Below are 26,637 nucleotides of genomic sequence, written 5' to 3'. Positions count from 1 at the left end.
GCTTCTAGCCCGCCGCCCCCCTTCCCACGGTCGCTAGCGCAACGTGGCAGTCGCAAACAATACGCTGAAGTCCTCGCACCAGATCACGACGCTGCCGAAGGCGCTGGCGTCCACATTGGCGGGGATCTCATAGGTTTGCGTGCCGTTTGGCGACTGCAACGACCCAAGTGAAACCCACTCACTGGCCAATACCGCCGCCGAGGTGCCGGGGGTGTCGTCGGCGACCAGCCAAACCTCCAGATCGGGGCCGGGTGTGACCGAGAAATCAGCGAATTGCAGGATCGTGCGCCCATCTGCGGTTTGGGCGATTGCCGCGGTGCCGGCCCCTTGGTGTCGTGCATCGGCGTCCTGGAATTGGCCGGACGCCAGGACGGTCGCCGTGGCTTGCGCATCAGCAGGCAACGCCAAGCCGCCAAGCCCGGCAAGGCCCATGCAAAGGGTAAGAACGGGGAAAATGCGCATTGTTCGGCCTCCTGAAAGCTAATCTTCCGAAGGCTACCCTAGCTCGATCACCTGAGGCTACTCACATCTATGGCAGAAGTGCGTGATCTATAAGGAGAGACAGACCTTGCAATGAAAATGGGGGATCCCGACCCCTCAGGACCCCCCATCCACCCACGCGCGGCCTCGCTCCGCCTCGTGTATCAGAATATGGGTCCGCCGTGCTGGCCAGACACAGGGTTGATACGCTTTGCGCGCGTCAAAACGCAAAGGAATTGCCCAGAGGATTTTAGGTAAAGTCTAACGCTGCTCTGGCGGCGTATCGGCCAAACGGTCACACAGCGCGCGCAGCTCTGCCTCGGATCAGCGCGAATGTTTGCGTATGGTGCTGGCCGGTTGATGGCCAAGCCCCAAGGTCAGCCCGTCGCGATGGGCGTGCTTCGGGCGGATCGGCCGGGGCACAAACCCGCCGCCGCAGGTAGGGCAGACGTTGCGCAGCACGGTCTCCACGCAGCGGGCGCAATAGGTGCATTCATAGCTGCAAATGCGGGCATCGGCGCTGTCTGGCGGCAAATCAACATCGCACCATTCGCAATTCGGACGTAGCTCTAACATGCTGCTTCTCCTACGAAAAAAGGCCCGCCCAATCTCGGGCAGGCCCATATCTTGCGACGCCGTCAGGCCTTAGCCATAGACGGATTCTTTGCCGAAGTGCTTGGTCAGCATGTAATAGACAACGGCGCGGTATTTGTTGCGCTCGGATTTGCCATAGATGTCGATGACCGAGTTGATGCCATCCATCAGGTTCGGACCGTCTGGCAGGCCGAGCTTCTTCATCAGGAAGTTCTTCTTCACGGTCTCCAGCTCTGCTGGCTGGCTGCCCGCCACCGTGGACGCATCCGCGTTGTAAATCGCCGGGCCGCAGCCTTTTGTTACTTTCTCGAGCAGAGCCATATCAGGCTCCATGCCACATTTGTTGCGCAGGTCGTCGGCGTATTGCGCGATCAGATCGTCACGTTTTCCCATTGGACGGAAGTCCCCCGTTGTTGTCTCGTTATCTTGCACCCGGCCTTCGGGCAGGGCTCGGGCAGAGGTTAACCCTAGGCGGCGGCTGCAAGGAAGGAAAACTTGCAGGGAAAAGGCGGTGCAGCCTCCCCTGCGGTTACGGGGCAACAAGGGCGGGGATGAACCAACTGCAACTTTCGGGGGCTGCGTTAACGCTTTCGCAACCATGCCAGAGGATACCTTGGATAGGTTAACCTATGTGAAGCGCCTTTTGGGCACTTTGCAGGACACGACGATGGTCTCTCGCCAGACCCACAGACCACCCCCACCCCCATGCCGGGCCGAAGGGTGTAGGATGTCTGGCACCGGAGGCGCGCATTCTTTCCGGGCGTTGCGGTTAAAACCCGTGACGTTAGCGATTGTCGCACGACGCGGCGCCGCGTTCCTATCTTAACTGTGTGTGGGCATTCGCCGCCCCAACAGGCCCTGACCCGAGAAGCCTTTCCCCTCCGCTGCGCCCCATTACCAGCCGGACGAAACCGCCTGCTTTCAACAATCTATACGCCCAAACGCAAAAGGCCGCCCGGTTCAGGGGCGGCCTTCTCGATCCTATCAAGCGCGGATCAGTAGCGGTAATGCTCGGGCTTGAACGGGCCTTCTTGTGGCACGCCAATATAATCCGCCTGCTCTTTGTTCAGTTGCGTCAGCTTCACGCCGATCTTCGCCAGATGCAGACGCGCAACCTTCTCGTCGAGTTTCTTGGGCAGGATGTAGACCTGATTTTCATACTCATCCCCGCGCAGCCACAGCTCCATCTGCGCCAACACCTGATTGGTGAACGATGCCGACATAACGAAGGATGGGTGGCCCGTGGCGTTGCCAAGGTTCAGCAAGCGACCCTCAGACAAAAGGATCAGACGGTTGCCCGAAGGCATCTCGATCATGTCCACCTGTTCCTTGATGTTGGTCCACTTGTGGTTCTTCAACGCGGCAACCTGAATTTCGTTGTCGAAGTGGCCAATGTTGCCCACAATCGCCATGTCCTTCATCTCGCGCATATGCTCGATGCGGATCACGTCCTTATTGCCGGTGGTGGTGATGAACACATCCGCGTCCGCGACCACATCTTCCAACAGCACGACCTCGAAGCCGTCCATGGCGGCTTGCAACGCGCAAATCGGGTCCGCTTCCGTCACCTTAACGCGGGCGCCTGCGCCCGCCAACGACGCGGCAGAGCCCTTGCCCACATCGCCGTAGCCCATGACGACGGCGACCTTACCGGCCATCATCGTGTCGGTGGCGCGGCGGATGCCGTCGACCAGCGATTCCTTGCAGCCGTATTTGTTGTCGAACTTCGATTTGGTGACAGAGTCGTTCACGTTGATCGCAGGGAAGGGCAGTTGGCCGTTCTTTTGCAGATCATACAGGCGGTGCACGCCGGTGGTCGTCTCTTCCGACACGCCAACGATCTGCTCGCGCATCTTGGTGAACCAACCGGGGCTCGCTTCCAGACGCTTCTTGATCTGCGCCTTGATGGCGACCTCTTCCTCGGAACCCGGCACCGGGATCACATCTTCACCCGCTTCCGCGCGCGCGCCCAACAGGATGTAGAGCGTCGCGTCGCCGCCATCGTCCAGGATCAGGTTCGGGCCGTCTTCAAACATGAAGGACCTATCGAGGTAATCCCAATGCTCTTCCAGGGACTGGCCCTTGATCGCGAAGACAGGCACACCCGCCGCCGCAATCGCCGCCGCCGCGTGATCTTGAGTGGAGAAGATGTTGCACGAGGCCCACCGGACATCCGCGCCCAGTTCCACCAGCGTCTCGATCAACACGGCCGTCTGGATCGTCATGTGAAGCGAGCCCACAATCCGCGCGCCCTTCAAAGGCTTCTCTGCGCCATATTCCTCGCGCAGCGCCATCAGGCCCGGCATCTCGGTCTCGGCAATGTCCAATTCCTTGCGGCCAAAATCCGCCAGCGCGATATCCTTGACGATATAGTCGTCCATGTCAGTGCCTCCTCGGGCATTCATCAAAAGCAGTGTTTGGCGCCCCCATACCAGCCCCCCTCCGTTCCGGCAATGCGGCGAGCCCGGGCACCTTTGCCCGCCTCAATTCAGAACACAAACCGCCCAGATCACCATGGGCTCAAGCCTCAAGAAGCAATTGCCCGTGGAAACTCTCGCGCCCCGCCCCTTTTCACCTTGGCCATACACCTCCGGGGGTGTGGGGGCTGGCCCCCGCTGCAACACTTGCTACAACCACCCTACCACTACGCCGGAGCACCCCATGCCCAAAACACAACCGAGAGCTTGGCAACGTATGCTCTCAGGCCGCAGGCTCGACCTGCTGGACCCGACGCCGATGGATATCGAGATCGAGGACATCGCCCACGGTCTCGCCTTTGTGGCCCGCTGGAACGGACAAACCCGGGGCGAATTCGCCTATTCCGTGGCCGAGCACTCCATCCTCGTCGCCGACATCCACGCCCGCCTCGCCCCCAAAGGCCCCGCCAAATGGCAGCTCGCGGCCCTGCTCCATGATGCGCCGGAATATGTCATCGGCGATATGATTTCCCCCGTGAAGGCCGCTGTCGGCCCCGGTTACGGCGCGCTCGATGACCGCCTGACCGCCGCCATTCACCTGCGCTTCGGCTTGCCTGCGGTGCTGCCCAAGTCGGTGAAATCCCTTATCAAACGCGCCGACAAAATCTCTGCTTGGCTCGAGGCCACTCAACTCGCCGGGTTCGACCCCGCCGAGGCTGACAAATTCTTCGGTCACCCCGACCCCGCCATCATCGACGGTCTCCACCTCCACCTTCGTCCGCCCTCGGACGTCCGCCAAGATTTTACCGCCCGTCACAAAGCCCTGCTGGAGTCCCTATGATCGTTCGCCCTGCCCATGACCTCGACGCTGGCGAAATCGCCGCTCTCCTGCGTGAGGTGATCGCCATCGGCGGCACCACCGCGATCACCGGCGACATAAGCCGCGAAGACATCCTTGGATGGATGAGCCGTCCGAACGGCGCGTGGCTGGTCGCGGAAACCGAGGAGGGAGAGATTTTGGGCTTTCAGTACATCGCGCCCGGCGGGGATTATCTGCCGCCCGAAGCCGCCGAGATCGCCACCTTCGCCAAGCCGGGTCGCCAAGGCCTTGGCATCGGCTCCAAGTTGTTCAACGCCATGCGCGATACAGCCAAAGACCTCGGGTACACATGGATCAACGCCAATATTCGCGCCGATAACGCCAGCGGGCTGGCCTATTACCAGTCCCGCGGGTTCGAGGATTATGGCAAGATCGAAGGCTACCAAATGGGCGATGGCACGATCGTCACCAAAATACTCAAGCGGCACGATCTTTGACGCGCCGCTAAACGCCCCTCTTGCACAAGGACGGGCATCGCGCGGTCAATCCGCGCAATGCCATTTCAAACTTACATGACACCTGTCTGCCGCAGCCACCGCCGCTGGTCTTGGCTGTCGCGCTCTTTCTGGGCGCGGGTGCGGTGGTCGTGCTCCACCCAGTGGTTGGGTGCGCCCCAGGGGCGGTCTGTGCGGCTTGCCACTTTCAGGCTCTTGGCGAGAATTCCAAACATGTCACGTTCCTTTCTAAGGTTGTGCCATCCTGATACGCCCTTGCGTCGACATCTCCGAATCCGCAATACTGATGATATGTTATCTGAGGTATCATATGGATTGGCGTGACATCCCCTCCCTCTCGGCGTTGCGAGCCTTTGAGGCCGCCGCCCGCCTTGGCTCTTTGTCTGAGGCGGCCCGGGCCCTTAACGTGACTCATGCCGCCATCGCAGCCCACGTTCGCGCCCTGGAGACAGAGTTCGGCCAGCCCCTTCTGCGCCGCTCGGGTCGGGGCATGGTGCCTACGCAGATGGGCGCAGAACTCGCCCGCGACCTTGGCGCGGGCTTCGCTGAAATCGCCGCGGGCGTCAGATCGCTCAGGCGCGGGCGAGAGGATCGCCCCGTCACCCTCTCCACCACGCCAAGCTTTGCCGAGAACTGGCTGATGCCCTGCCTCGCTGCTTTCTGGTCCGCTCACCCCGATGTGCCGCTCAGCGTTCAGACCTCGCAAGACGTCGTGGACCTGCGCCGCGAAGGGATCGACCTTGCCATTCGTCACGGCACTGGCCCTTGGCCGGGGTTAGAGGGGATCGTGCTGACCCATGCGAAAATGGTCGTCGTCGGCCAGCCGGGGCGCTTTGGTCCAAGCCCTTCGAATCTGTCCAGTAAGGCGGCTTGGGACCGGGTCCTAACCCTGCCTTGGCTGATCGACCAATCCCATACAGAGTTCAACAAACGCCTGTTAAACCTTGGCATCGACCGAGAGACACTTGTGACGACGGAATTGCCCTCTAACGCCTTGCTCTTGCCCGCCTGCCGCGCCGGGGCCGGGGTGTCAGCGCAACCCCACGCTTTGGTGGAAACAGACATTGCCGACGGCCGGTTGGAGGTGCTGGCAGAGGAGGAGAATACCGACTACGCTTATCATCTTCTCCATCTGCCCGGCCCCCTTAGCCGTCGGGCGCAAACCTTTGTCACTTGGTTGCGCCGCGATTCCGGCAGCATCGCCAGTGCCAGCTAAATCTTGGGTGCTTCCATGTCTCGTTTCAACGGCTTCACCCGTGTCGCGGCCAGCTTTGACCCGATGGAAATCCGCATGGCCCTCGCCGCGCTGGAGGGGGCGGATTTCACTGTCATCGCACCGGGGTTGGAAACGACCTCGACCCTGCCGATGAACTCTTTGGCTTTCGGCCCTTTGGAAATCTACGTGCTGGATCGGCAGTACGACGATGCCGTTGCCTTGCTGGAGGCAATCTCGGAAGGCACCATCATTCCCCACGATCAGCGCGACTTGCTGGATGACCCCGAGGATGATTATCAACCGCCCCGCAAAGGCTGGTTCAGCAACCTGTTCGGCTTCCTTTTGGCGGGTGTGTCTTCGCCGCTCAAAGGGCTGTCGGTGGAAAAACGCACCCCGCGCGGGCGGGATTAACCCAAGGGGACGCAGGTCTGCCCAAACTGGGTACTGCCATCAGCCGATTGCGCCGGGTCAGGAATGCTCCACCCGGCGAACGCGCCGTTGCGAAACACCAGAAGCGGGCCGTCGCGCCAACGGAACGCGGCGTTTGCAGAATGGTCGCAGGGAAGTGCAGCGGGCGCGCGGCCTTGCAGGCGGGTCATGGTTTCCAGAACGCCCGCTTGGTCGCGGCCAAAGTCGATGCGTTGACCGGTGCCAACCGCCTCTATTCCGCCGCTGTCAAAACGGATCGGAACCACCGGCCCCTCGGCCACGGGGGCCGCGCCCGTCCCGACACAGCCCAAAAGCAACGCGACGGCAAGCAGCGCCCTCACCGGGGGCTGCGCTTTGCAAGGATGCGTTGCAACGTACGGCGATGCATATTCAACCGTCGCGCCGTTTCCGAGACATTGCGATCACACAGCTCATACACGCGCTGGATATGTTCCCACCGAACCCGGTCTGCGGACATGGGGTTTTCCGGTGGGGGCGGCATTTCCTCTTCCTCGGCCAGCAGGGCAGAGGTGATGTCATTGGCGTCAGCGGGTTTGGACAGGTAATCCGTCGCGCCCATCTTTACCGCCGCTACAGCCGTCGCAATTGCGCCGTAGCCTGTCAGCACGACAATCCGCGCATCGGGGCGTTTTTCGCGCAGGGTTTCCACCACGTCGAGGCCGTTGCCGTCCTCTAGCCGCAGATCAACCACTGCGTAGGCGGGGGGGCGGGCCGTTGCGATGGCGGTGCCGGCGGCAACAGAACCCGCGGCCTCTACCTCAAACCCGCGTTTCTCCATCGCGCGTTCTAGGCGGCGCAGAAACGGTTCATCATCATCGAGGAGGAGCAGAGATTTATCCGGCCCGATTTCCCGGAGGTTGCGATCATTCGTGGCCATAGAGGTCTTCTCCTAAGGGGTCTGCTGACAACTATAGGAAGTAAGCGGAAATGGTCAAACCGCCGCAGGTGCGGAAACGAGCATTTCGCAACAAAAAAGGGCGTCACCGATGCAAGATCAGGACGCCCTTCAAGAATATTGCTGAAACGGGCCTTAGACGGCTTCGTCGATCCACTTTTGCAGGGCGGCTTTGGGGGCGGCGCCTACTTTGTTGGAAACGACCTCTCCGCCGTTGAACATGAACAGCGCAGGAATGCCGCGCACGCCCAGTTGCATGGGAGAGTTGGGGTTTTCGTCCACGTTGATCTTCACGATCTTCACGCGGCCCTCGTATTCGGCGGAAAGCTCTTCCAGAGCGGGGCCGATTTGTTTGCAAGGGCCACACCATTCGGCCCAAAAATCAACAACAACGGGGATGTCGGACTGCTTCACTTCGGTGTCAAAAGTGGCGTCGGTAACGGCAGTGGTAGCCATGGCTTTGTGCCCTCCAGGCGGGGTTATGTCGGGCACAGAACCTATGGACGGTGCCCCGGACCGTCAAGCACTGCTTGCGCGTTTGAGCGCGTCAGACACGATATCGTGTGGCAGTGCCATCAAAGTGCCGCTACGTGACCAAAGGATCGCGGTCGCGATTTCGCGGTCGGGGTAGATCGTGGCCAACAGCTCTGCATAAGCACCCATCTGGCGCAGCACCCCTTCGGGCGTGTCCTTGGCGCTGGCGGGCACCGTGGCGTTGGTTTTGAAGTCCACTGCGGTGATCTTCTCGTCCGTTACGATCAGCCTGTCGATGATGCCCATCACGTCCGATTGCAGCGTGTCGGAATACCCCGTGACCTCTACCTCCGCGAGGGAGGCATCGGTAAACAGATGCGACAGCGCCGGATCGGTCAGCACGCGCGTGGCCTCTTCCAACATCGGGGAAAGCGCGTCCGGCGTCAGGTCCGGGGCTTCCAGCGCCGCGATGCCAGGGGCGGCGGCGGGCCAAGCGGGTTCGGGCAGGCGGGGCAGATGTTCCAGCAGCAAATGGGTGACAGTGCCGCGCAACATGGCGGTTTGCGTGTCGTCGCCCACGCCGGGCAGCGCCTTGGCCCCACCCAGATCCGAGGGTTTGCGCGCGGGCTTGTCCTTGACCGAGGGCGGCGCGTCGGCGGTGGCATAGTCGGGCAACACGGCGCGGGTGTGATCGCTGGCCTCGGGCTTCTCACCTTCAGGCCAAGGGCCCGATTGCAGGCGCAAGCCTGTCTCGGGCAGGCCCGCGATGCTTAGGGGGACAGCGCCCATCCCCTCCATCGCGTCGGCCACGATCTTGTACCAGCAGGAGGCCGGTTTGCTCGCGGCGCCAAGCTGCCCCGATGCGGCCACGATCAACCAGCTTTCGGCCCGTGTCAGCGCCACATAGAGCAGCCGGTTCGCCTCTTCCGTTTCGCGAAGCGTTTTGGCCTCCACGGTTTCCAGAACGGCATCGGTTTCGTTGCCCTTGCTTGGCTGCCAGATCAGCGGCCCGCCCTCGGGTTCCAAAATCCGCACGCCCGCGCCCGCGTTGCCCCGCGGTAGCGCACAATCGGGCAGGATCACCACGGGCGCTTCCAGCCCCTTCGCCCCATGAACCGTCATCACCCGGATTTGCCCGGTGGCCTGCGACAGATCGCGTTTCACCTGCACGTCGCCCGAATCAAGCCAACCCACGAACCCCGTTAGCGAGGGCACCTCGGTCGCCTCATAGGCAAGGGCTTGGGCCAGCATTGCATCCATGGCGTCTTCGGCCTCGGGGCCAAGGCGGGCAATCAGGCGGGTGCGTCCCTTGTGCCGGATCAACGCGCGTTCCAGCAGGTCGTAGGGCTTCAGAAAATCGGCGTTGTCGCGCAGGTCTTTCAGGATCGCGTGGGCCTCGGGGAAGTCGGCGGCGCGGTCGCGCATCGCTGACCAAAGGAAGCCGGGGCGGTCATGGGCAAGGTCGTATAGCTGCGCCTCCGACAGCCCACACAGGGGCGAGCGCAGCACACAGGCCAGCGACAGATCATCCTCGGGCGTGGCCAGAAACCGGCACAGCGCCATCAGGTCTTTCACCGCCAAGGGCGAGGTGAGTTGAGATCGGTCAACTCCCGCCACAGGCAGCCCCGACTGCTTCAGCTCCGCAATGATCTTGTGAAACAGCGGAGAGCGACGGCGCACAAGGATCAGGATATCGCCCGCCGAGACTGGGCGCGATTTGCCCTCCACCTCGATCATCGGGGGGGTGTTTATCATCGCGCCAATCTGCTCGGCCACGGTCTGCGCCAGAACCGAGGAATGGTGATCCTCGCTGACCAAATCCTGCGGGTCGTCCCACGCGGGCTTCTCTCCGCCTTTGGTCGGCTCAATCGCGGGCCACAGGTCCACGCGCCCCGGCTTGGTGCCGAAGAACGAGCGGTGTTCAACCAGATCACCCAACCCCGGCGCGCCAAGGCCCGCCGCGACCCGGTCCACCAACGCCAGGATCGGCGCGGCAGAGCGGAACGAATGGATCAATGCGGCGTCCTGAAAAGGGGCGTTGATCTCTTGCAGGCGGGCTTCGAAATGGTCACGCATCCGGTCGAATTCCGACGGGTCCGCGCCTTGGAACGAATAGATGGATTGCTTCTTGTCGCCGACCACAAAGATCGTGCGCTGTACGTCTTCCCTTGCCCCTTCTCCGGCGGCGAAATCTTCGGCCAACCGCTGCACGATTTCCCATTGCCGCGGCGAGGTATCTTGCGCCTCGTCCACCAGAATATGGTCAATGCCGCCGTCGAGACGATACAGCACCCATTGCGCCACCTTGGAATTGTTCAGCAGGTTGCGGGTCTTGTCGATCAGGTCATCAAAGTCGAGCCAGCCCCGCGCCTCCTTCGCGCGGGTGTACAGGGGCAGGAACCGAGCCGCGAATTGGTGCAGGGCGAGGGTGATTTGCGCCGTCATCAGCCCGGTGCGTTGTACCCGTGCCTCTGCGATGCGCTCCATGAACGCGATTAGATCGTCTAACCTGTCCCCCATGGCCTCTTTGACGGCTTTGGTAAAAAATCGGCCTCCTCGAGGTTCACCAAGCACGGCTGTGGCAGATGACGAGGCATTCAGAAATGATTGCTCAAGACCTATTAAATCCCCGAGCGTGGCGCGTTCCCATGGAAAGCCGGGAAGCACGCGACAGGCGGCCATGTGCAAGTTGTACTTGGGCCCCAAACTTGGGAGCAATAAATTCGCCAGTTCGGCCTCCTCCCCCGTAATCACCGCGCTTATGATATCGGCCTCGGTCAGCCCCGGATCAATCTCGGCAAAATCACAGATCGTTTCCCAATCGGCGGGTTGCTTCAGGGCCTCTGCCTTACCCGCAACGGCGCGGGCCAAGCTCATCGCGCCATCATCGCCCGACAGATACGGCGCGACACGGCCAAGTGCTTCGCGGCCATCGTCGGTTTCCGCCATGTCGTCCAGCAGGTCGGCCAACAGGCGAACTTGCACGCGGTCGTCGATTTCGGTGAAGGCGGGGCTGACGCGAGCCTCTAGCGGGAAACGCCGCAGGACCGAGGCGCAGAACGAGTGGATGGTCTGGATCTTCAGCCCGCCCGGCGCCTCGATCGCGCGGGCAAACAGCGTGCGGGCCTCGTCCAGAAGCGCGGGCTCCAGCCTTGCGCCCGGCACGCCGATTGCGGCCAGCATTTCGGCCAGTTCGGCATCGTCCTTCATCGCCCATGCGCCAAGACGTGAGAACAGTCGGTTCTGCATCTCCATCGCGGCGGCCTTGGTGTAGGTCAGGCACAAGATGCGTTCAGGCGGCACCCCGTCGAGCAACAGCCGCGCCACGCGGTCGGTAAGCACGCGGGTCTTGCCGGACCCGGCATTGGCCCCCAACCAAGTGGAGGTGCCGGGATCGGCGGCGCGGGTCTGGGCGCGGGTGGCGTCATCCATTGGCACGCTCCCCTTGCTGTTCGCCGACGCGGATCACTTCGGCCTCTTTGGTTTCGTCCCATTCCCCCAATCGGGCGAGGTGGTCGTAATCGCCACCATAGGTGGTTTTCTTGGGTGACCGCCGCGACGGGAAACCGGCGTCAGGTTGCCGGTAATGGGTAATCAACTCGGTCAGACCTTTCTGGGTCTCGGCCAAAAGCGCAGCGTCAAACTCCTGCACCCGCACCTCGGGCTTGGTCCCAAGCCCCACATAGGCCAGCCGCGCCACGTCCAACGGACGCTCCGCAAAGGCCCCGCCCTGACCCATCAGGGCCAGCAGCAACAACTGCTTGTTATAGGCGATTTCCATACCGTCGGTGGGTAGGTTGCCGGTCTTGTAGTCGTAAATCGCCACCGACCCGCCGGGCAATGCGTCGATCCGGTCTGCGATCCCGCTGAGGGTCAGCGATAGGCCCGGCACAGTCCATGCCTTGCGTTCCTCCAGCAGCCAAGGCTCGGCAATGTCCCGGAAATCGGCCTCTTGCATCAGATACCAAGGCAGCAACCGCTGCATCCGTTGGTGCCAAAGATAGCGGGCGGCGGGCCAGGGGGCCTGTTGTTCCAGCACCTCGGTGGCGATCTCCATGAACACGGTGCTTGCGTTGGGGGGCAGGGTCACGGGGGTGGCTTTGACGAACTGCTCTAGGATGCTGTGGAACACGGTGCCGCGCAGACGGGCATCGGGGCTGGCCCGCAGCGGGTCCAACGGCCTGAGGCGCAACATGCGGGCGGCGTAGATGGCGTAGGGGTCGCGGGTCAAACGCTCGATATCTGTGACCGACAGCGCGGTGAGGCGGGTGATGTTCTGCGGCGCCGGAGCGGGGCGTGGGGCGGGTTTGACAGATTTTTCGGGGGTGGTGAGCGTTTCAGACAGCGCGAGCCATTTGTCGCCCCGTTCGCGCATGTCCTCCAACGCTTGCGCTGCCGTCTCGCTGGCCCCGCCAAGCAGGTTTACCAACCGGTTCAACCAACGCGAAGGCACTGTGTCCGTTTCGTCATCGCGCTTGGCGCGTGAAAGCCAGACCTCTCCGCCAGCGATGCCTTGCTGGAAATCATGCGCCGACAGGCCGATCACCCGGTCGGGCAGACGCAAGCCCGCCTTGTCGCGGAGGGGACGGTTGAGCCAAGGATCGGCGCTGGCGGCTTGCGGCCATGTGCCCTCATTCAACCCGGCAAGGATGGTGACATCGGCCCCTTGAACCCGCGCTTCCTGCGTTCCCCAGATCAGCACATCGGCATGGGGGCGCAGGGCAAAACGGACTTCCCGGTCATGGGCGAGAGAGGTGAAGAAATCGGCGTAGTCCCGTGCCGACATTGCGCCAGCCGAAGGCGCGTCGGCTGCCAGATTGCGCAGCAGTTTCGCGGCCTCGATGCCCGGTTCTTTGTCGTATAACTCTCCGGCATCGGGTTGCCCTGAGCCCGCTGCCAAGGCATCGGCGCGGGCTTTGTGCAGGGCCAGACGCTCGGCCAAGGGCAGGGGGGCGCGGTCCACCTCAGCCAGCAAATGCGTGGCCAGCCAGTCCACCCAAGCCACCGCGTCGGGGTCTTTGTCGCGGGCCTCGGCCCAATCCTTCAGCGCATCGCGGGTAGGGAAGGCAAGGCCGCGGCGCAACACTTGCAGCTCCAGATCCTGGGTGCGGCGCAGATGTTCGCCCCGCTCCGTGCCGGAATGGCACAGGGGGTGCTTCAATAGCGCGACCAGCGCCTCGGACGTGACGGGGCTGTGCATCGCCTCGGCAACCTGCCGCAGGAAACGCCCCGGCGCGGTCTGAGCTAGAACCTGCCCTGCACTGTCGTCGGGCTTGATATTCCAGCGATCCAATTGCGCCGTGACCTTGCGGGCCAGCCGCCTGTCGGGGGTGACCAAGGCCGTGCGCTGCCCGTCCTGCACCGCCTTTCGCATCCGCAACGCGATGGCCGTCGCCTCCATCTGGGGCGAGGGCGCTTCCAGCAGTGTCACCCCGGCCATGGCGCCGCCCACATCGGCAAGCCTCGGCCCCTCTGTCCGCCATTGGTTGGTGACGGGCGCAGGGCGTAGCGCCAGCGAGACAACGGCGTTTCGGTGCGGCTCGGCCGGGGTTTCCTGCCCCCAAACCGGCACCTGCGACGGGTCCAGCCCCATTGCATCGAGCAATTTCGCCAGTCGGAATTGAGGGTGATCTTCGCCCGCCAAGCCCTTGCGTCGCCCGTCCAACAAGCCGTTCCAAATGGCGCTTGGCATGTCGCGGTCGATGCCGGGCAATATCACCGCCCCTTGGGGCAGCTTCGCCACCGCCTCCATCAGCCGGAACGTGGCGCGGCGTGACCCGGTAGAGCCCGCGACGATCACTGGATGCTTGGGCGGATTGCGCCGCCATTCAGCAATCAAACGGTCCACAACCATAGCTTGGCGTGCCTCGGGCGTGGGCCTGTCGCCCGCCGCGATCACCTGTTGCGCGATGCCAAGGAAGTCCCGCGCACGGGTCCAATGTTCGGAATGGTCGCCCATGTCGAGATTGGCGATTTCGTCGGGCGTGACGCCCTCTTCCACCATTTCGCCCATGAAATCCGCCAGACTGTCGGCAAGCTCGTAAAGCGCCGCTCGGGGGGCGAGATCGGGGTTGGCGTCGATCAGCTTGGCGATCAGCTGCGCCAGTTCCAACCGCAATGCCAAGGGCGTCATGGCGGGGGCCAGCCCTTCCAGATCAGCGGTTTCGGCCAGCGCCAACACCGGGCGAATACGGGGCAGGAACCCCGGCCCCTTCTGCGCATAAAGCGCCTGCAACCGGCGCTGCATCCGGGCGTTGGCGACGTGAATTTCGACCCGCGCAATCGCCTCGGGCCCTTGGCCCTGCAACAGCGCGTCCAACCCTGTGATGAGCGAGGCGCAGAAATCCACGCCAAGGGGCGTCGCAAAAACGCGGGCATCCGGGGTCGGCTCAAACAACATGCTGCATTTCCTCGGCCATGGTGATCCCGTCAGGGTGCCCGACATCGGCCCACCGGCCCCTGTGAACCAGGCCATACAAGCGCCCCTGCGCCGCGTAGCCCTGCCAGATATCGCGCAATGAGAAGACATCGCGCGGGTCCGATAGGCAAGGGCCGGGGTCCAAGATTTGCGCCCCCACATAGACGTAAGTATCCGGCGATTTGTCGAAGCTCAGCCGCCCATCGGGGGCCATGGCGAAATCCCCGCCGCCGATGCGGCCCACGGCCTCGGCGCGAGGCACCAGCAACAGCAGCGCGCCCATTTTGGCAGGGTCGAAGGCGGCTTCGAGCTGTTGGATTGGAGCCTCTCCGGTCCAGACGTTGTCGGCATTAAGCGTTGCCAAGGGGCCCTTGGCCATCTGCTGCGCGGCCCGTTTCACCGAGCCGCCGGAGTCGAGAATATCGGGCGTTTCCAGTTGCAGCGTCACGTCTTTGCCCGCCAGATGCGCCGCGATTTGATCGGCGTGGTAGTGGGCGTTCACCGTGATCGGGCCACTGCCCCTTGCGGCGTCCAGCGCGTGATCCAGCAAGCTGCGCCCTGCGACCTCGATCAGCGGTTTCGGGCGTGTCGCGGTCATCGCCCCCATCCGCGTGCCAAAGCCCGCGGCAAGGATCAGGCAAGGTAGGCTCATGGCGCGGTCCAATGGGCAGTTCGGTCGAGCAACTCGGCCACGGGTCGTTGCAGGGCGGGCAGCGTATTGGCGGCCCGCGCCACAAGGGTGCGGGTGCGTGGCAGATAGGCAGCGTAGGACGGCTTGCCATAGACGGTGGAAAGCCGCCGGAAGATGCCCAGAATGCGCAGGTTGCGTTGCAGCGAAAGCGTGGCGATGCGGGTGGGGGTGCTGTGGGTGGCGATCAACTCGGACCGCCACGCGTCAGGAACCACGCGGCGCGGATCGTCCAGCAGTGAGGCAAGGTCATACCCCTGCGGCAGCAACATCGCGTCTTGGAAATCAAGTAAGCCGACCCGCGCGATACCCCTGCGATCCGGCAACCACATCAGGTTGTCCGCATGGACATCGCGCAGGGACAGGGTGCGCGCGCCCGCTGCATGAGTCTTCAACGCGTCGGTTAGCCCGGCCAATATCGTTTCGCGCAAGCTGTCGCTGCTTTCAACGAAATCAAAGGTAAGCGCGGTCATCTGCGCCATTTCCTCGGGGTTGGGCGCGGCGAGGTTTTTCGGGGCCTCGGACCTCAGGCGGTCGATCAAGGTCGCGGTCGCCTCATAGGCCACGCGGGCCGCGTCAGGGGTGTTCTCCAGCAAGCGCGAGAGGCTGAGGTCGCCCAAATCCTCCATCAGGATGAGGCCCTTGGCGGGATCTGCATGGAACTCTTGCGGGGCGGAAAGGCCGATGCTGCGCAGGTGCGCGCGGATGGTGCGAAAGGCGGCGTAGCTGGCGCGTTCCGCTGCGGTGGCAGAGGGCGCGTCCATCAAGATGGCGGTCTTGTCCGCGAGGGTCAGGCGCAGGTAGCGCCGGGTCGAGGCGTCGCCCGCCAAGGGTACAGACGTGGCGTCCGCCCACCCGGCGCTCGCAAGAAATGGGGCGAGGCTCATTCCGGAAGCACCGCCGCAAGACGCTGTGCGAGGTCCGATCCCGCAGGCCCGAAAAGTGCGGCTTCGCGGGTGTCATCGCCGCGTCGTTCAAGGTGCAGGAGCGCGGCATTCTCGGGCCAGTCGGGGGCCAGTCGGTCCGGCCATTCGATCAGGCAAATGGCATCATCCATGGCGTCCAGCAGGCCCAGTTCGTCGATCTCGGAAGGATCGCCAAGACGGTAAAGATCAGAATGCCACAGGGCCGCGCCTGCGCCTTCGTAGGTTTGCACAAGAGTGAAGGTGGGGCTTGGAACCGGCTCCAGCGGGTTGCCCAGATAGGCCCGGATCAAGGCCCGCGCGAGGTGGGTTTTCCCGGCCCCCAGCCCGCCCGACAACAGCAACGTGTCGCCCGCCCGAAGGTAAACCGCGAGCCGCGCGGCGAGGGCATCCGTGGCATCGGGAGAGGGCAGATCAACCGAGGCGATCACGGCCCAATCGGGCAGCGCGGGGGCATCGGTTTCCGGCAAAGAGATCATGGGCTGCGTCATCGGTCACAACCTAAACCGGTTCGCAGGGGATTTGAATCGAAACTCTACGCGCGGCGTTTGGTGTCGTCGGGAACCTGTGACCTTGCAGCATCCAGAAGGGGGGTGACCGTATCAGGGGCAAGCTCGGCCAATGGGTCCGACAGGCTGACGTCCAAGGGCAGAAACTGGACCACCGTGGCACGGCCCCGCGTGGGGGCCATGCGCACCGCGAGCCTTATGCCGGCCTTTGTCTCGACCACTTCCACCCAAGGGGCGCGCTCTACCTCGTGGCCGACAAACTGCCGGATATCGCCCCAAACCGAGCTGGGCTTGCAGCCATCGGCCCATTCCTGACAGGCCTGGTTCAGATGTGGCATCTGCGCGAGGATTTGCGGGTCTTGACCCCACAATCTGCCGTAACCCTCGTTCGCGCCAATCATTGCGCCATCGGCTTGGAACACGGCAATCGCGGCGGGAATGGCATCAAGGACAGCTTGAAACATCTCAAGATCGGCGCGGAATTGACGGGTCAGGGTGACCTCTGCGCTGATATCTTCAAACATGAAAGCAATCGCGCCGTCGGGGTGCGGGCGCCCCATCACGCGGAAGGTTTTGCCTTCGGGAAGTTCCCACAACTGTCGGTAGGTGCCGTTTTCCGCGTCTTCTTCAAGCTGGGCAATCTCATCGCGCCAACTGCGGTAGTCGCGAGGTTCGGGCATTCGCTTTTTCTCACGCAGTTGATCGAGGAATGAGCGCAGATCGGGCCGCGCCGACAAAAACTCGGCCCCCGCCTGAGTCAGCGCCACCAGCGCGGGATTGAACGTTACAAGCTGACGTTTGCGGTCAAACACGGCAAGGCCCACGGGCAAGGCGGCGAACGTCTTGGTGGTGGTTTGCAGGAACTGACGCAGGCTGCTTTCGGCCCGCACAAGGCGGTCGGCCGGTTGCGCGGTGAAAAGGGCTGCGCCGCCGGGCAAAAGATCACGGCTCACCTCGTACCAGGTTGGTTCATCCCGGTCCGGCATGGCGATCTTGCACCGCCGAACGGTGCCCTCTGTCGGGTTTGCATCCAACTCCGAAGCAAAGACGCGGGGCAATGGCCAACCCGGAGCCTCCCCATCGCGGAGCCGTTCGACCAAGTCGAAATACGGCGCGTTTGCCCAAGTGACACGGGCGCTTTCATCCTCTTTCCACATCGGGACAACCCCGGTGTCGAGGGCCGCGCGCAGGTCTGAGAGCTCGGACTTGAGGGCATGCAGCGTGGCAGCTTCAACCGTTTGGCGCCCCTCCTTCTCATCGGCGGGACCGATTGAGAGGGTGATAACGTCGTCTTCCTCCATCCGGCCGCCGATCAACACGGCATCATTGCCAATGCGCCCGTCGATCAGGAAGGAATCACTGCGATCGTGCAAAGCTGAGAGATGAGATTTCAGGTCCGGGCTCAGGGGCAAAAGCGCCGCGACAAGCCGTTTGTAGGCGACGGTGCGATCAATGCCTGCCTCAAGAAAGGCATCGTCGGCGTCCACATCGGACAGCAAGTAGCCTTCCCGAAACCGATAACGGCGCTGCACATCGGTGCCGATAGCCGCACCTTGAGACACCCCATCCGGCGCAGGTGTGCGCCCATGTCTGGCCAAAAGTCGGGTCGTTAGCGCCACGGCCATGGCGGCAGTGGCAAAGGTAATCACTATAAAAATAAGAGTTGTCGCGTTGTCCAACACAGGTACCCCGTTCTTTCCCCCGAGGGGTAGCTTGGCGCAAAACGGTTAATGGCAAGTTAATTGCTGAACGGCGGATTAGGTGCGTCGTTTCAAAAATGGAAACAATGTCCTTATATCTCAGTCTATTATGGGCATGTTGGGGCCCAATGCGCCGCTTGCCTGAGCGCTCTCGGCAAGAATTGTGGCATTGGGCCATGTGACCTGAACCCGCGCGCCCGAGCGGCCCTTCGTGTCGTCCGAGGTCAAAAACGGGTCCGCCGCATTGATGAAGCGCACACCCGCGCCCGAGCGTTCCAGAAGCGTTTTCGCAATGAAAAGCCCCAGACCCATCCCCTGATAGCCGGGACGCAGATCTTGATGGGCGCGGTCGCGCCGCCGCAGGAACGGATCGCCCAAGCGGCCAAGCAGGTCAGGGGGGAAGCCGGGGCCATCGTCGGTGATCGTGACCATCAGGCAGTTTTCATCCCAATCGGCCTCGATCCAGACCTGTTCTTCCGCGAAATCCACTGCGTTCTGCACAAGATTGCGCAGGCCGTGGATCACCTCGGGCTTGCGCCAGATTTGCGGCTGTGGCGCGGGGGTGGAATCGTCGATGTCGCCCACGGGATCGACGTCGAAATGCAGCGCAATCCCACGATCGGAGTGGGGTTCTGCGGCTTCTTGCAACACGGCTTCCAGGGGCGCGCGCCGCATGTGGATATCGTCTTTCCCCGCCCGCCCCATAGAGCGCAGGATATCGCGGCACCGATCCGTTTGATCGCGGATCAACGCCACGTCTTCGGCCAGAAGGGGCTGATCTTGCAGGTCGTCCATCAACTCGGTTGCTGTCAGTTTGATCGTCGCCAAGGGCGTGCCCAATTCATGGGCCGCCGCTGCCACAACGCCGCCAAGGTCCGTCAACTTCTGTTCCCGTGCCAGCGCCATTTGCGTCGCCAACAGCGCTTGGCTCATCCGGTGGGTTTCCGAGGCGACGCGGCGGGCATAGGCGGACAGGAACAAGATGCCGATCACCAGTGACACCCAGAACCCGACGGTGAACAGGCCGGGCAGCACCAAGACCTCTCCGGTCAGGCTGACCAGCGGCAAATGCCACAGGGCGAGGCAGGTGATGAGGAAGATCGCCAGAAGCCCCAAGATCACCGTAGAGCGCATGGTCAGCGCCGTGGCCGAGATCGTGACGGGCGCAAGGATCAGCAACGAGAACGGGTTGTTCAGCCCGCCCGTCAGGAACAACAGGAACGACAGTTGTGCCAAGTCAAACAGCAGCGTCAGCATCGCGTCCCGGTCGCTGAGGCGCTGATTTTCGGGGAACACATACATCGCCACAAGGTTCGATGCGACGCTGGCCCCGATGGCTAGAAAGCACAGGCCAAGCTCCACCCTCAGGCCCAGATAGAACGCCGCCGTCACCACGGCCACGGTCTGCCCCAAAATCGCCAGCCAGCGCAAAACCAACAGCGTGCGCAGGCGTACCCAATCGACGCGGCTGTCTTGCTGGACCAACCGCAAGGCGGGGTCTAATACGGGCTCACTTATCGCCATTGGGCAGGGCATCCTGTCACATCTACGCGCTTGTGAATTGTTAGGCGCGTCTGGCTAGGTAATCAACGCGATGACTTCTTCTTGGACGAGGCTTTTTGATATGACACGGAATTTTGCCCTCGCCTCTGCCGCGCTGATCGGCGTGCTGATGGCTGGAACCGGCGTTGCCATTTTTGTGGCGAAGGCCGGAGACGACGACCAATTCGCGCAGTGCCGTGAAGGGGTTGTGGCAGGTGGCGGCGGCACCATTGGTGGCCCGTTTGAACTGGTGACAGAGGCCGGGGAAACGGTGACGGACGCCGATGTCATCACCGAGCCTACGCTGATGTATTTCGGCTATACCTTCTGCCCTGATGTCTGCCCCCTCGACACGGTGCGCAACGCCGAGGCCGTCGATATCCTGGAAGAGGGCGGCTACAGCGTCCTGCCCACCTTCGTGACCGTCGATCCCGGCCGTGACACGCCCGAAGTGATGGCCGCCTTCACCGAAAACGTCCACCCGCGCATGTTGGGCCTGACCGGCACAACCGAGCAGACCCACGCAGCCGCCAGCGCGTACCGGGTGTATTATCAGGTCCACGATGACGGCACCGATCCCTACTACTTGGTGGATCACACGGCCTTCACCTACTTGATGATGCCCGACACCGGCTTTGTGGAGTTCTTCAACCGGGACGTGACCCCCGCCGAGATGGCCGAGCGTACCGCCTGCTTCATCGACGCGGCCAGCTAGGGGGGCTTGCGGCGCGGCGCGGCTATCCGGCCCGCCGTTCAACCGCCTTACACACACATAAAAAGGGCGCCCGATTGGGGCGCCCTTTTCGTTTTCACAGGGAGGAGTAGGAGGCGTATTAGCCTTTGGAGAACTCGGGGTAGGCTTCCATGCCAAGCTCTGCCAGATCGAGACCGTTGACCTCGTCCTCTTCGCTGACGCGGATACCCACGGTCGCTTTGAGGATCGCCCAAACTACGGCGGAGATCACGAAGACGAAGAGGCCGATCGCTGCGATACCCATGATCTGTGCGCCCCAGTTGCCGGTGTAGAAGGCCACGGCCAGCGTGCCCCAGATACCAGCGAAGAGGTGAACAGGGATCGCACCCACAACGTCGTCGATCTTCAGTTTGTCGAGCAGAGGCACCGTGAAGACCACGATCACACCACCAACAGCACCGGTCAGAAGCGAAGCGAACAGCGATGGCGCCAGAGGTTCAGCGGTGATGGACACCAGACCGGCAAGCGCGCCGTTCAGAACCATTGTCAGGTCAACCTTGCCGTACATGATTTGCGTCAGGATCAAGCAAGCGACGGCACCAGCGGCAGCAGCCATGTTGGTGTTGGCGAAGATGCGAGAGATGTCTGCCACGTCTGCAATCGTGCCCATCGCCAGTTGCGATGCGCCGTTGAAGCCGAACCAACCGAGCCACAGGATGAACGTACCCAGAGTTGCCAGCGCCAAGTTGGAACCAGGAATTGGGTTTACACGGCCATCTTTGTATTTGCCCAAGCGGGGCCCAAGGATGATGGCACCGGCCAGCGCTGCGAAACCGCCTGCTGCGTGTACCAGCGTGGAGCCTGCGAAGTCGGAGAAGCCCGCTTCAGACAACCAGCCGCCGCCCCACTGCCAGGAAGCTTCGATCGGGTAGATCAGGCCTGTCAGGACAACAACGAAGATCAGGAAGGGCCAGAGCTTGATACGCTCAGCCAGCGTACCGGACACGATGGAGGCCGTCGTGGCGCAGAACATCAACTGGAAGAAGAAGTCCGAACCGACAGAAGCGTAGTCCAGCGCGGTTTCAGTATCGGCCAAGCCAACAGGCTCGAGCGAGGTGATGGCGAAGAATGGACCCAGCCAGCCTTCGATCAGCCATTCGGCCGGATACATGATGCCGAAGCCGATCAGCCAGTACATGATGGCCGCGATCGAGAAGAGCGCGATGTTCTTGGTCAGCTGCATCGCCACGTTCTTGGAGCGGACAAGACCGGCCTCCAGCATCGCGAAGCCTGCGGCCATCCAGAACACCAGAAATCCGCCGATCAGGAACAGCAATGTGGTGAAGATATAAGAAGTGTGTAGCGCGGCCTCATCCTGGGCCGCTGCCATGGTGGGAAGCGCAATTGCTGCTGCCGCCATAGCCGGAAGAAGATACTTGGTTTTCATAGGTTTGGTTCCCTTACCCGTCAGCACTTACAGTGCGTCGTCGTTGGTTTCGCCGGTGCGCACACGCACGGCACTCTGAACGTCGAGCACGAAGATTTTGCCGTCGCCGATCTTGTCGGTCTTGGCGGTGGACTGGATCGTTTCCACAACTTGGTCGGCCATGGAGGCCGCAACGACGATCTCTAGCTTCACCTTTGGAACGAAGTTCACGGCGTATTCCGCGCCGCGATAAATTTCGGTGTGGCCGGATTGAGAGCCGAAGCCCTTGATCTCTGTCACCATCATGCCGCGCACGCCGATGGCGGTCAGTGCTTCGCGGACCTCCTCCAGCTTGAACGGCTTGATTGCTGCAATGATGAGTTTCACTATCTGTCACCCCTTTACGGTTGTTGACTGTCCCTCACGCCCCCGGAAGTGAAGCGCTTATGGGGGTAAGACAGGGCGTATGACCCTTTGAGGGCAATGAATCGGGGGCCTCCAAAGGGGGGCTGAGCGTGTGTTTTGCATTTTTTTTGCTCATTTCTGCGGAAATGCCCTATTTTTGTGCGCTGCAATAACAGGCAGGGTTCCGCCACCCCTTCGCTTTCCCCGAGAATTTGACTATCTTGGTGGCTAAATGAGGTAGGCCCCAGCGAAAGCGACAATCGGGCCCCCGATACGAGGCAAGAGTAATATGAGCCCTTCTGGCAATGGCAGGCGGCTGGTGGCCGACCGACGTGCGAGTGCAACTCCGAAGCGTAAAAGCGGCGGCGGAGGCAGTGGCGGCCCGCGAAAGCCGCGCAAACGTGCTGCACCGCGTCGCAAATCGCCCCAACGCGGCGGTGTTCTGGGCTTCTTTGCCCGTGTCATCCGTTTCATCTTCCGCCTGATCTGGAGCGTGATCTGGCGCAGCGCGGTTGTGGTGGGCCTGATCCTGGCTATCGCGACGGGCTACTACTATACGCAACTGCCCGAGGACGTTGGCGCGCTGCAAGACGCCCGCCAACGGGGATCGGTGACCTTGCTGGACCGCTATGGCGAAACCTTTGCTTGGCGTGGAGAGCAATTTGGCGGGGCGATTGCGCCTACAGACACCTCGCTTCATCTGGTGAACGCTGTGGTCGCCACAGAGGATCGGCGTTTCTTCCGGCATCTGGGTGTCTCGCCGCGCGGCATCGCCTCGGCCATTCGCATTAACCTTCGCGAGGGGCGGGGGCCGCTATCGGGGCATGGCGGCTCTACCATCACGCAGCAGGTCGCGAAACTTCTGTGCCTTGGTCACGGCTATGACCCCGAAGAATTTGAGACAGAGGCCGAGTATGAGGCCGATTGCCGACGCACAACCCTGTGGCGCAAGATCCAAGAGGTGCCCTATAGCCTTGCGCTGGAGCTGCGGTACTCCAAGGCGGAAATCCTGTCGCTCTATATGAACCGTGCCTATCTTGGGGCAGGTTCGCGCGGGTTTGAGGCCGCGTCGCAACGCTATTTCGGTATTTCCTCGACCGAGGTGAACCCGCAGCAATCCGCGATGTTGGCGGGCCTTCTGGCCGCCCCGTCCCGGTTTGCCCCAACCCGCAACCTTGAGCGTAGCCAGGAACGGGCCAATGTGGTGCTGAACCTGATGGAGCGCGAAGGCTACCTGAGCCCCGCAAGCGCCGACCGCGCGCGCGCCAACCCCGCGACCCTGTCGGCGGCGGCGAACCAAGACACGGGCGGCTACTTCGCCGATTGGATCATGGGCGAAATTCCAGACTTCCTAGGTGTCGACACCACGGAAGATGTCATCATCCGCACCACCTTCGACCCCGCCATTCAGGCGGCGGCAGAAGCCTCGATCCAGAACGTCTTTGCCAACCAAGTACGCGAAGGCTCGGAAGCTGAAGCCGCGATTGTGGTGATGAGCGCCGACGGCGCGGTGCGGGCCATGGTCGGCGGACGCGAGCTTTCCGGCGGCGGCATGTTCAACCGGGCAGTGCAAGCCGTTCGGCAACCAGGCAGTGCGTTCAAGCCCTTCGTTTACGCCACCGCCCTAGATCTGGGCTGGCGTTTTGACGACATGATCCTTGATGCGGAATTATGCCTGAACGTGCCGGGATCGGGGCAATATTGCCCCGAGAACTACACCCGGCAGTTCTACGGTATGGTGACGCTGACGGAGGCTTTGCAAAGCTCCCTCAACACCGCCGCCGTGCGTCTGTCCGAAGAAGTTGGCCGTGATCTTGTGCGGCAGGTGGCGAGCGATTTCGGCATCGAAAGCGACCTTGCCGCAGGCCCCGCCTTGGCACTTGGCGCGTCCGAATCCACCTTGATCGAGATGACGGGCGCTTATGCCGGCATCCTGAACGGCGGTTCCGCCGTGCGGCCCTACGGCATGACGGAATTGCGCCTGATGGGCGAGAACGAGCCAATGTTCGAGCAGGAAACAGGTATTCGTGAGCGTGTAATCTCGGAATCCTCGGCCCGGCAACTGACCTATATGATGAGCCGTGTCGTGGCCGACGGCTCGGGCCGACGTGCGGCGCTGCCGGATCGGCCTGTGGCGGGTAAAACCGGCACCACCAACAGCGCCCGGGATGCGTGGTTTGTGGGCTTCTCGGCGGATTATGTGGCGGGTGTCTGGATGGGTTACGACGATAACCGCCCGCTGTCCGGCGTGACCGGCGGTGGCCTTCCGGCGGAAATCTGGCGGCAAGCGATGGAGCAAATTCACGAGGATTTGCCGGTGCGGCCCCTGCCGATGATCGACCCCATTGCCGAGGCCCGGACCGATCAACCCGACATTTTCGTCGATGCCAATGGTCAGCAGGTCCCGATCAACCCCAATACCGGGGAGGTGCTAAGCACCGACGCCGATGGTGTGATCCGTGGCCCGATCACGCCGCAAGGCACGCGGGTGCCGATTGGCGGTGGCCAAGGCCAAGGGCAGGGCAACATTGGGGATGCCGTGAATAACGTGCTGAACCGACTGTTCGGCCCGCGTCAGTAACGCAGCATAGCGACGCTTTACCGTAGGGCCGGGTGATCCCCGCCCTACGGCCAATCCGACAGGGCGCTTAATACCCCAGCGCGATGCCGTCCTTGCGCGGGTCCGAGCCGCCTTCCAGCAAACCATCTGGATGAATACGGATCGCCTGCGCCCCGCCGATAGGTTGTACAGGCGTCATCAGCTTGTGGCCTTTGCCCTCCATCACGCTGCGCATCTCGGGGCTATAGCCGCGTTCTACCTTGACCTCTCCGGCTTCGGCAAAGGCGCGGGGGGCGTCGATGGCCGCTTGCGGGCTCATCCCGTAGTCCACCACATTGGACACAAATCGCGCGTGGCCCGTGGATTGCCACGCGCCGCCCATGACGCCGAACGGCATCAATGACCCGTCGGCCAGCTTCAACATGCCGGGAATGATCGTGTGCATGGGGCGTTTGCCCGGCCCGGCCTCATTCGGGTGGCCCTTCTCCAGGGTGAAACCGCCGCCCCGGTTTTGGAACAGAATGCCGAACTTGTCCGAGGCAAAGCCCGACCCGAAGGAATGGAACACCGAATAAATCAGGCTCACGGCGCGGCGGTCCTTATCGACGACAGTGATATAGACCGTGTCCTTGTGGATATTGTCCGAGGCAGTGCGGGGGTCTTCCATCGCCTCATCGGGGTCGATCATCGCGGCAAGGCTCATGGCGGTGTCTTTGGACAGCATGTGGTCCAGCTTAGTGACGTGATCGGGATCGGCCAGAAATCTGTCGCGGGCGTCGTAGCCGAGTTTCGTGGCTTCCGCTTCCAGATGCGCCCGTTGCGCGCCGAAGGGGTCATCTTGCGGCGAGAAGGTTTCCAGCATGTTCAGGATCAGCATCGCCGCAGCGCCTTGGCCGTTTGGCGGCAGTTCGATCAGTTCCGCATCGCGGTAGGTGGAGCGTAGCGGGGTGACATATTCGCAAGCGGTGTTGGCGAAATCTTCGGCCGTGTGGGTGCCACCAAGCGCCTTTAGGCTGCTCAGCATGTCGTCCAGCACCTCGCCCGCATAAAATCCGGCGCGCCCCTCAGCCGCGATCCGGCGCAACACCTCGGCCTGACCGGGGGCCTTGAACCGAGCGCCCACCGGCAGGGGTTTGTCGTCTTGCAGAAAATGCTTGCGACCCGCGCCCTGCAACACCTCGCCCGAGGTCGCGTAATCAAGGGCCACGCGCGGGGCAATCGGCACGCCGGCGTCTGCATAATGGATGGCAGGGGCAAGAACGTCGGCCAAAGGGAGTTGCCCGTGGTCCGCGTGAAGGCGGCAGAACCCATCCACCGCGCCGGGGATGGTGACGGCGCTGACGTCATAGAGCGGCATAGTGTCGTGATGGGCGCGGATAGCGTCTGCATCCAGCCCGGCAGGCGCACGACCCGAGCCGTTGAGGCCAATGATCTCTCCGTCCGGTTGTGCCACCAAGGCGAACATATCACCGCCGATGCCGGTGCTTTGCGGTTCGCAAATGCCAAGCAGCACCGCGCCCGCAATCGCGGCATCAACAGCATTACCGCCTTGTTGCAGAACGGAAACCGCGGCTTGCGCGGCAAGGGGGTGCGACGTGGCACACATGCCTTGCTCGGCGAAAACGGCAGATCGTCCAGGTTGGTGAAAGTCGCGCATCTTGGCCCTCATGTTGTTGAATGCCTGAACCCTAAGCCGACAGGCGTGGGGGGCAAGGGGTCGTTTTCAACGGAGGGAGGATGTGGCTGCAGAGGGCCTCGGCATCGCGCACTGGGTGGGGGCATTAATGCACGGCACCGAGGGAAGCCTCTGCAGCTACAAGACCGGATATGAAGGTCCAACGGGGCGTCGGTTGGGAGAAATTGCGGCACTTGTGTGGCGGAGAAGCCTAGCATCGCGAAAAGCGTGTGGAG

The 26,637-nt window shown here is 62.5% G+C and carries 24 protein-coding genes; 6 read left to right on the top strand and 18 right to left on the bottom strand.

What is annotated here, in order from left to right:
* Nucleotides 1-33: 33 nt before the first annotated feature.
* The 4 genes from K3728_18595 to ahcY all read right to left on the bottom strand — a co-directional run bounded on the left by K3728_18595 (nucleotide 34) and on the right by ahcY (nucleotide 3,455).
* Nucleotides 34-462 carry a DM13 domain-containing protein gene (locus tag K3728_18595; protein ID UWQ95637.1) on the bottom strand — a complete coding sequence of 143 codons (429 nt, stop codon included), beginning with the start codon at nucleotides 460-462 and terminating at the stop codon, nucleotides 34-36.
* A 342-nt stretch (nucleotides 463-804) separates the two neighbouring features.
* Nucleotides 805-1,056: a DUF1272 domain-containing protein gene (locus tag K3728_18590; GenBank protein UWQ95636.1), complete on the bottom strand. Its 252-nt coding sequence runs from the start codon at nucleotides 1,054-1,056 to the stop codon at nucleotides 805-807.
* Nucleotides 1,057-1,125: 69 nt separating this feature from the next.
* Nucleotides 1,126-1,467: a DUF2853 family protein gene (locus K3728_18585; protein ID UWQ95635.1), complete on the bottom strand. Its 342-nt coding sequence runs from the start codon at nucleotides 1,465-1,467 to the stop codon at nucleotides 1,126-1,128.
* Nucleotides 1,468-2,069: 602 nt separating this feature from the next.
* Complete coding sequence (gene ahcY, locus K3728_18580; protein UWQ95634.1) at nucleotides 2,070-3,455, bottom strand: adenosylhomocysteinase; 1,386 nt, start codon at nucleotides 3,453-3,455, stop codon at nucleotides 2,070-2,072.
* A 280-nt stretch (nucleotides 3,456-3,735) separates the two neighbouring features.
* On the opposite strand from ahcY, the gene K3728_18575 reads away from it, so the two are divergent.
* Both K3728_18575 and K3728_18570 read left to right on the top strand, forming a co-directional pair.
* Nucleotides 3,736-4,332: an HD family hydrolase gene (locus K3728_18575; protein ID UWQ95633.1), complete on the top strand. Its 597-nt coding sequence runs from the start codon at nucleotides 3,736-3,738 to the stop codon at nucleotides 4,330-4,332.
* Nucleotides 4,329-4,808, top strand: a complete 480-nt coding sequence (locus K3728_18570; GenBank protein ID UWQ95632.1) for a GNAT family N-acetyltransferase — start codon at nucleotides 4,329-4,331, stop codon at nucleotides 4,806-4,808. Before K3728_18575 ends, K3728_18570 begins: the two co-directional genes overlap by 4 nt.
* Before the next feature lie 71 nt (nucleotides 4,809-4,879).
* Here the strand turns inward: K3728_18570 and K3728_18565 are convergent, their stop codons facing one another.
* Nucleotides 4,880-5,041 carry a hypothetical protein gene (locus K3728_18565; protein ID UWQ95631.1) on the bottom strand — a complete coding sequence of 54 codons (162 nt, stop codon included), beginning with the start codon at nucleotides 5,039-5,041 and terminating at the stop codon, nucleotides 4,880-4,882.
* A 95-nt stretch (nucleotides 5,042-5,136) separates the two neighbouring features.
* Between K3728_18565 and K3728_18560 the strand changes: the two genes are divergently transcribed.
* Together K3728_18560 and K3728_18555 are read left to right on the top strand one after the other, a co-directional pair.
* Nucleotides 5,137-6,042, top strand: a complete 906-nt coding sequence (locus K3728_18560; GenBank protein ID UWQ95630.1) for a LysR family transcriptional regulator — start codon at nucleotides 5,137-5,139, stop codon at nucleotides 6,040-6,042.
* Nucleotides 6,043-6,057: 15 nt separating this feature from the next.
* Entirely contained in the window at nucleotides 6,058-6,453 is a 396-nt protein-coding gene (locus tag K3728_18555) for a hypothetical protein (GenBank protein ID UWQ95629.1), read from the top strand.
* Here K3728_18555 and K3728_18550 read toward each other — a convergent pair.
* The 10 genes from K3728_18550 to K3728_18505 form a co-directional block, all read right to left on the bottom strand.
* The gene (locus tag K3728_18550) at nucleotides 6,450-6,812 is read right to left on the bottom strand and encodes a hypothetical protein (protein ID UWQ95628.1); all 363 of its coding nucleotides are present in this window, start codon (nucleotides 6,810-6,812) and stop codon (nucleotides 6,450-6,452) included. The two genes, K3728_18555 and K3728_18550, sit on opposite strands and share 4 nt — an antisense overlap.
* Nucleotides 6,809-7,369: an ActR/PrrA/RegA family redox response regulator transcription factor gene (locus K3728_18545; protein UWQ95627.1), complete on the bottom strand. Its 561-nt coding sequence runs from the start codon at nucleotides 7,367-7,369 to the stop codon at nucleotides 6,809-6,811. The genes K3728_18550 and K3728_18545 overlap by 4 nt, the downstream gene beginning before the upstream one ends.
* Before the next feature lie 153 nt (nucleotides 7,370-7,522).
* Nucleotides 7,523-7,843, bottom strand: a complete 321-nt coding sequence (trxA, locus tag K3728_18540) for a thioredoxin (GenBank protein UWQ95626.1) — start codon at nucleotides 7,841-7,843, stop codon at nucleotides 7,523-7,525.
* Nucleotides 7,844-7,906: 63 nt separating this feature from the next.
* Nucleotides 7,907-11,293 (bottom strand): double-strand break repair helicase AddA, encoded by a 3,387-nt coding sequence (addA, locus tag K3728_18535; protein UWQ95625.1) that lies wholly within the window; start codon nucleotides 11,291-11,293, stop codon nucleotides 7,907-7,909.
* The gene (addB, locus tag K3728_18530; protein ID UWQ95624.1) at nucleotides 11,286-14,261 is read right to left on the bottom strand and encodes a double-strand break repair protein AddB; all 2,976 of its coding nucleotides are present in this window, start codon (nucleotides 14,259-14,261) and stop codon (nucleotides 11,286-11,288) included. The genes addA and addB overlap by 8 nt, the downstream gene beginning before the upstream one ends.
* Nucleotides 14,251-14,931, bottom strand: coding sequence for a nucleotidyltransferase family protein (locus tag K3728_18525; protein UWQ95623.1), 681 nt, complete (start codon nucleotides 14,929-14,931; stop codon nucleotides 14,251-14,253). The genes addB and K3728_18525 overlap by 11 nt, the downstream gene beginning before the upstream one ends.
* The gene (locus K3728_18520) at nucleotides 14,928-15,854 is read right to left on the bottom strand and encodes a phosphotransferase (protein UWQ95622.1); all 927 of its coding nucleotides are present in this window, start codon (nucleotides 15,852-15,854) and stop codon (nucleotides 14,928-14,930) included. Before K3728_18520 ends, K3728_18525 begins: the two co-directional genes overlap by 4 nt.
* On the bottom strand, nucleotides 15,851-16,369 hold the full coding sequence (gene tsaE, locus K3728_18515; protein ID UWQ97629.1) for a tRNA (adenosine(37)-N6)-threonylcarbamoyltransferase complex ATPase subunit type 1 TsaE: 519 nt from the start codon (nucleotides 16,367-16,369) through the stop codon (nucleotides 15,851-15,853). The genes K3728_18520 and tsaE overlap by 4 nt, the downstream gene beginning before the upstream one ends.
* 56 nt (nucleotides 16,370-16,425) lie before the next feature.
* Nucleotides 16,426-18,048, bottom strand: coding sequence for a PAS-domain containing protein (locus K3728_18510; protein UWQ95621.1), 1,623 nt, complete (start codon nucleotides 18,046-18,048; stop codon nucleotides 16,426-16,428).
* Between the two features lie 150 nt (nucleotides 18,049-18,198).
* The gene (locus tag K3728_18505; GenBank protein UWQ95620.1) at nucleotides 18,199-19,623 is read right to left on the bottom strand and encodes an ActS/PrrB/RegB family redox-sensitive histidine kinase; all 1,425 of its coding nucleotides are present in this window, start codon (nucleotides 19,621-19,623) and stop codon (nucleotides 18,199-18,201) included.
* A gap of 100 nt (nucleotides 19,624-19,723) precedes the next feature.
* Between K3728_18505 and K3728_18500 the strand changes: the two genes are divergently transcribed.
* A complete protein-coding gene (locus K3728_18500; GenBank protein UWQ95619.1) occupies nucleotides 19,724-20,356 on the top strand; it encodes an SCO family protein in 633 nt (210 codons plus the stop codon).
* A 118-nt stretch (nucleotides 20,357-20,474) separates the two neighbouring features.
* Here K3728_18500 and K3728_18495 read toward each other — a convergent pair whose 3' ends face one another.
* Nucleotides 20,475-21,782, bottom strand: a complete 1,308-nt coding sequence (locus K3728_18495) for an ammonium transporter (protein UWQ95618.1) — start codon at nucleotides 21,780-21,782, stop codon at nucleotides 20,475-20,477.
* Nucleotides 21,783-21,809: 27 nt separating this feature from the next.
* A complete protein-coding gene (locus K3728_18490; GenBank protein UWQ95617.1) occupies nucleotides 21,810-22,148 on the bottom strand; it encodes a P-II family nitrogen regulator in 339 nt (112 codons plus the stop codon).
* Between the two features lie 307 nt (nucleotides 22,149-22,455).
* Between K3728_18490 and K3728_18485 the strand changes: the two genes are divergently transcribed.
* The gene (locus K3728_18485) at nucleotides 22,456-24,747 is read left to right on the top strand and encodes a transglycosylase domain-containing protein (GenBank protein ID UWQ95616.1); all 2,292 of its coding nucleotides are present in this window, start codon (nucleotides 22,456-22,458) and stop codon (nucleotides 24,745-24,747) included.
* A 67-nt stretch (nucleotides 24,748-24,814) separates the two neighbouring features.
* Here K3728_18485 and K3728_18480 read toward each other — a convergent pair whose 3' ends face one another.
* Nucleotides 24,815-26,383: a gamma-glutamyltransferase family protein gene (locus K3728_18480; GenBank protein ID UWQ95615.1), complete on the bottom strand. Its 1,569-nt coding sequence runs from the start codon at nucleotides 26,381-26,383 to the stop codon at nucleotides 24,815-24,817.
* Nucleotides 26,384-26,637 lie beyond the last annotated feature (254 nt).

The sequence above is a fragment of the Rhodobacteraceae bacterium M385 genome, assembly GCA_025141835.1.
Taxonomy (GTDB): Bacteria; Pseudomonadota; Alphaproteobacteria; order Rhodobacterales; family Rhodobacteraceae; genus Gymnodinialimonas.
Note: the sequence above shows the minus strand (reverse complement) of the source record. Positions and strands in the feature narration are given on the sequence as shown.

What these genes read in the sequence shown, in the direction of transcription:
- K3728_18570 (UWQ95632.1), top strand. Translation starts at nt 4,329, where the DNA reads ATGATCGTTCGCCCTGCCCATGACCTCGACGCTGGCGAAATCGCCGCT.
- K3728_18545 (UWQ95627.1), bottom strand. Translation starts at nt 7,369, where the DNA reads ATGGCCACGAATGATCGCAACCTCCGGGAAATCGGGCCGGATAAATCT.
- K3728_18595 (UWQ95637.1), bottom strand. Translation starts at nt 462, where the DNA reads ATGCGCATTTTCCCCGTTCTTACCCTTTGCATGGGCCTTGCCGGGCTT.
- K3728_18555 (UWQ95629.1), top strand. Translation starts at nt 6,058, where the DNA reads ATGTCTCGTTTCAACGGCTTCACCCGTGTCGCGGCCAGCTTTGACCCG.
- K3728_18560 (UWQ95630.1), top strand. Translation starts at nt 5,137, where the DNA reads ATGGATTGGCGTGACATCCCCTCCCTCTCGGCGTTGCGAGCCTTTGAG.
- addB (UWQ95624.1), bottom strand. Translation starts at nt 14,261, where the DNA reads ATGTTGTTTGAGCCGACCCCGGATGCCCGCGTTTTTGCGACGCCCCTT.
- K3728_18520 (UWQ95622.1), bottom strand. Translation starts at nt 15,854, where the DNA reads ATGAGCCTCGCCCCATTTCTTGCGAGCGCCGGGTGGGCGGACGCCACG.
- K3728_18525 (UWQ95623.1), bottom strand. Translation starts at nt 14,931, where the DNA reads ATGAGCCTACCTTGCCTGATCCTTGCCGCGGGCTTTGGCACGCGGATG.
- K3728_18565 (UWQ95631.1), bottom strand. Translation starts at nt 5,041, where the DNA reads ATGTTTGGAATTCTCGCCAAGAGCCTGAAAGTGGCAAGCCGCACAGAC.
- K3728_18505 (UWQ95620.1), bottom strand. Translation starts at nt 19,623, where the DNA reads ATGGCGATAAGTGAGCCCGTATTAGACCCCGCCTTGCGGTTGGTCCAG.
- K3728_18485 (UWQ95616.1), top strand. Translation starts at nt 22,456, where the DNA reads ATGAGCCCTTCTGGCAATGGCAGGCGGCTGGTGGCCGACCGACGTGCG.
- K3728_18495 (UWQ95618.1), bottom strand. Translation starts at nt 21,782, where the DNA reads ATGAAAACCAAGTATCTTCTTCCGGCTATGGCGGCAGCAGCAATTGCG.
- K3728_18480 (UWQ95615.1), bottom strand. Translation starts at nt 26,383, where the DNA reads ATGCGCGACTTTCACCAACCTGGACGATCTGCCGTTTTCGCCGAGCAA.
- K3728_18500 (UWQ95619.1), top strand. Translation starts at nt 19,724, where the DNA reads ATGACACGGAATTTTGCCCTCGCCTCTGCCGCGCTGATCGGCGTGCTG.
- K3728_18585 (UWQ95635.1), bottom strand. Translation starts at nt 1,467, where the DNA reads ATGGGAAAACGTGACGATCTGATCGCGCAATACGCCGACGACCTGCGC.
- K3728_18575 (UWQ95633.1), top strand. Translation starts at nt 3,736, where the DNA reads ATGCCCAAAACACAACCGAGAGCTTGGCAACGTATGCTCTCAGGCCGC.
- K3728_18590 (UWQ95636.1), bottom strand. Translation starts at nt 1,056, where the DNA reads ATGTTAGAGCTACGTCCGAATTGCGAATGGTGCGATGTTGATTTGCCG.
- ahcY (UWQ95634.1), bottom strand. Translation starts at nt 3,455, where the DNA reads ATGGACGACTATATCGTCAAGGATATCGCGCTGGCGGATTTTGGCCGC.
- addA (UWQ95625.1), bottom strand. Translation starts at nt 11,293, where the DNA reads ATGGATGACGCCACCCGCGCCCAGACCCGCGCCGCCGATCCCGGCACC.
- trxA (UWQ95626.1), bottom strand. Translation starts at nt 7,843, where the DNA reads ATGGCTACCACTGCCGTTACCGACGCCACTTTTGACACCGAAGTGAAG.
- tsaE (UWQ97629.1), bottom strand. Translation starts at nt 16,369, where the DNA reads ATGATCTCTTTGCCGGAAACCGATGCCCCCGCGCTGCCCGATTGGGCC.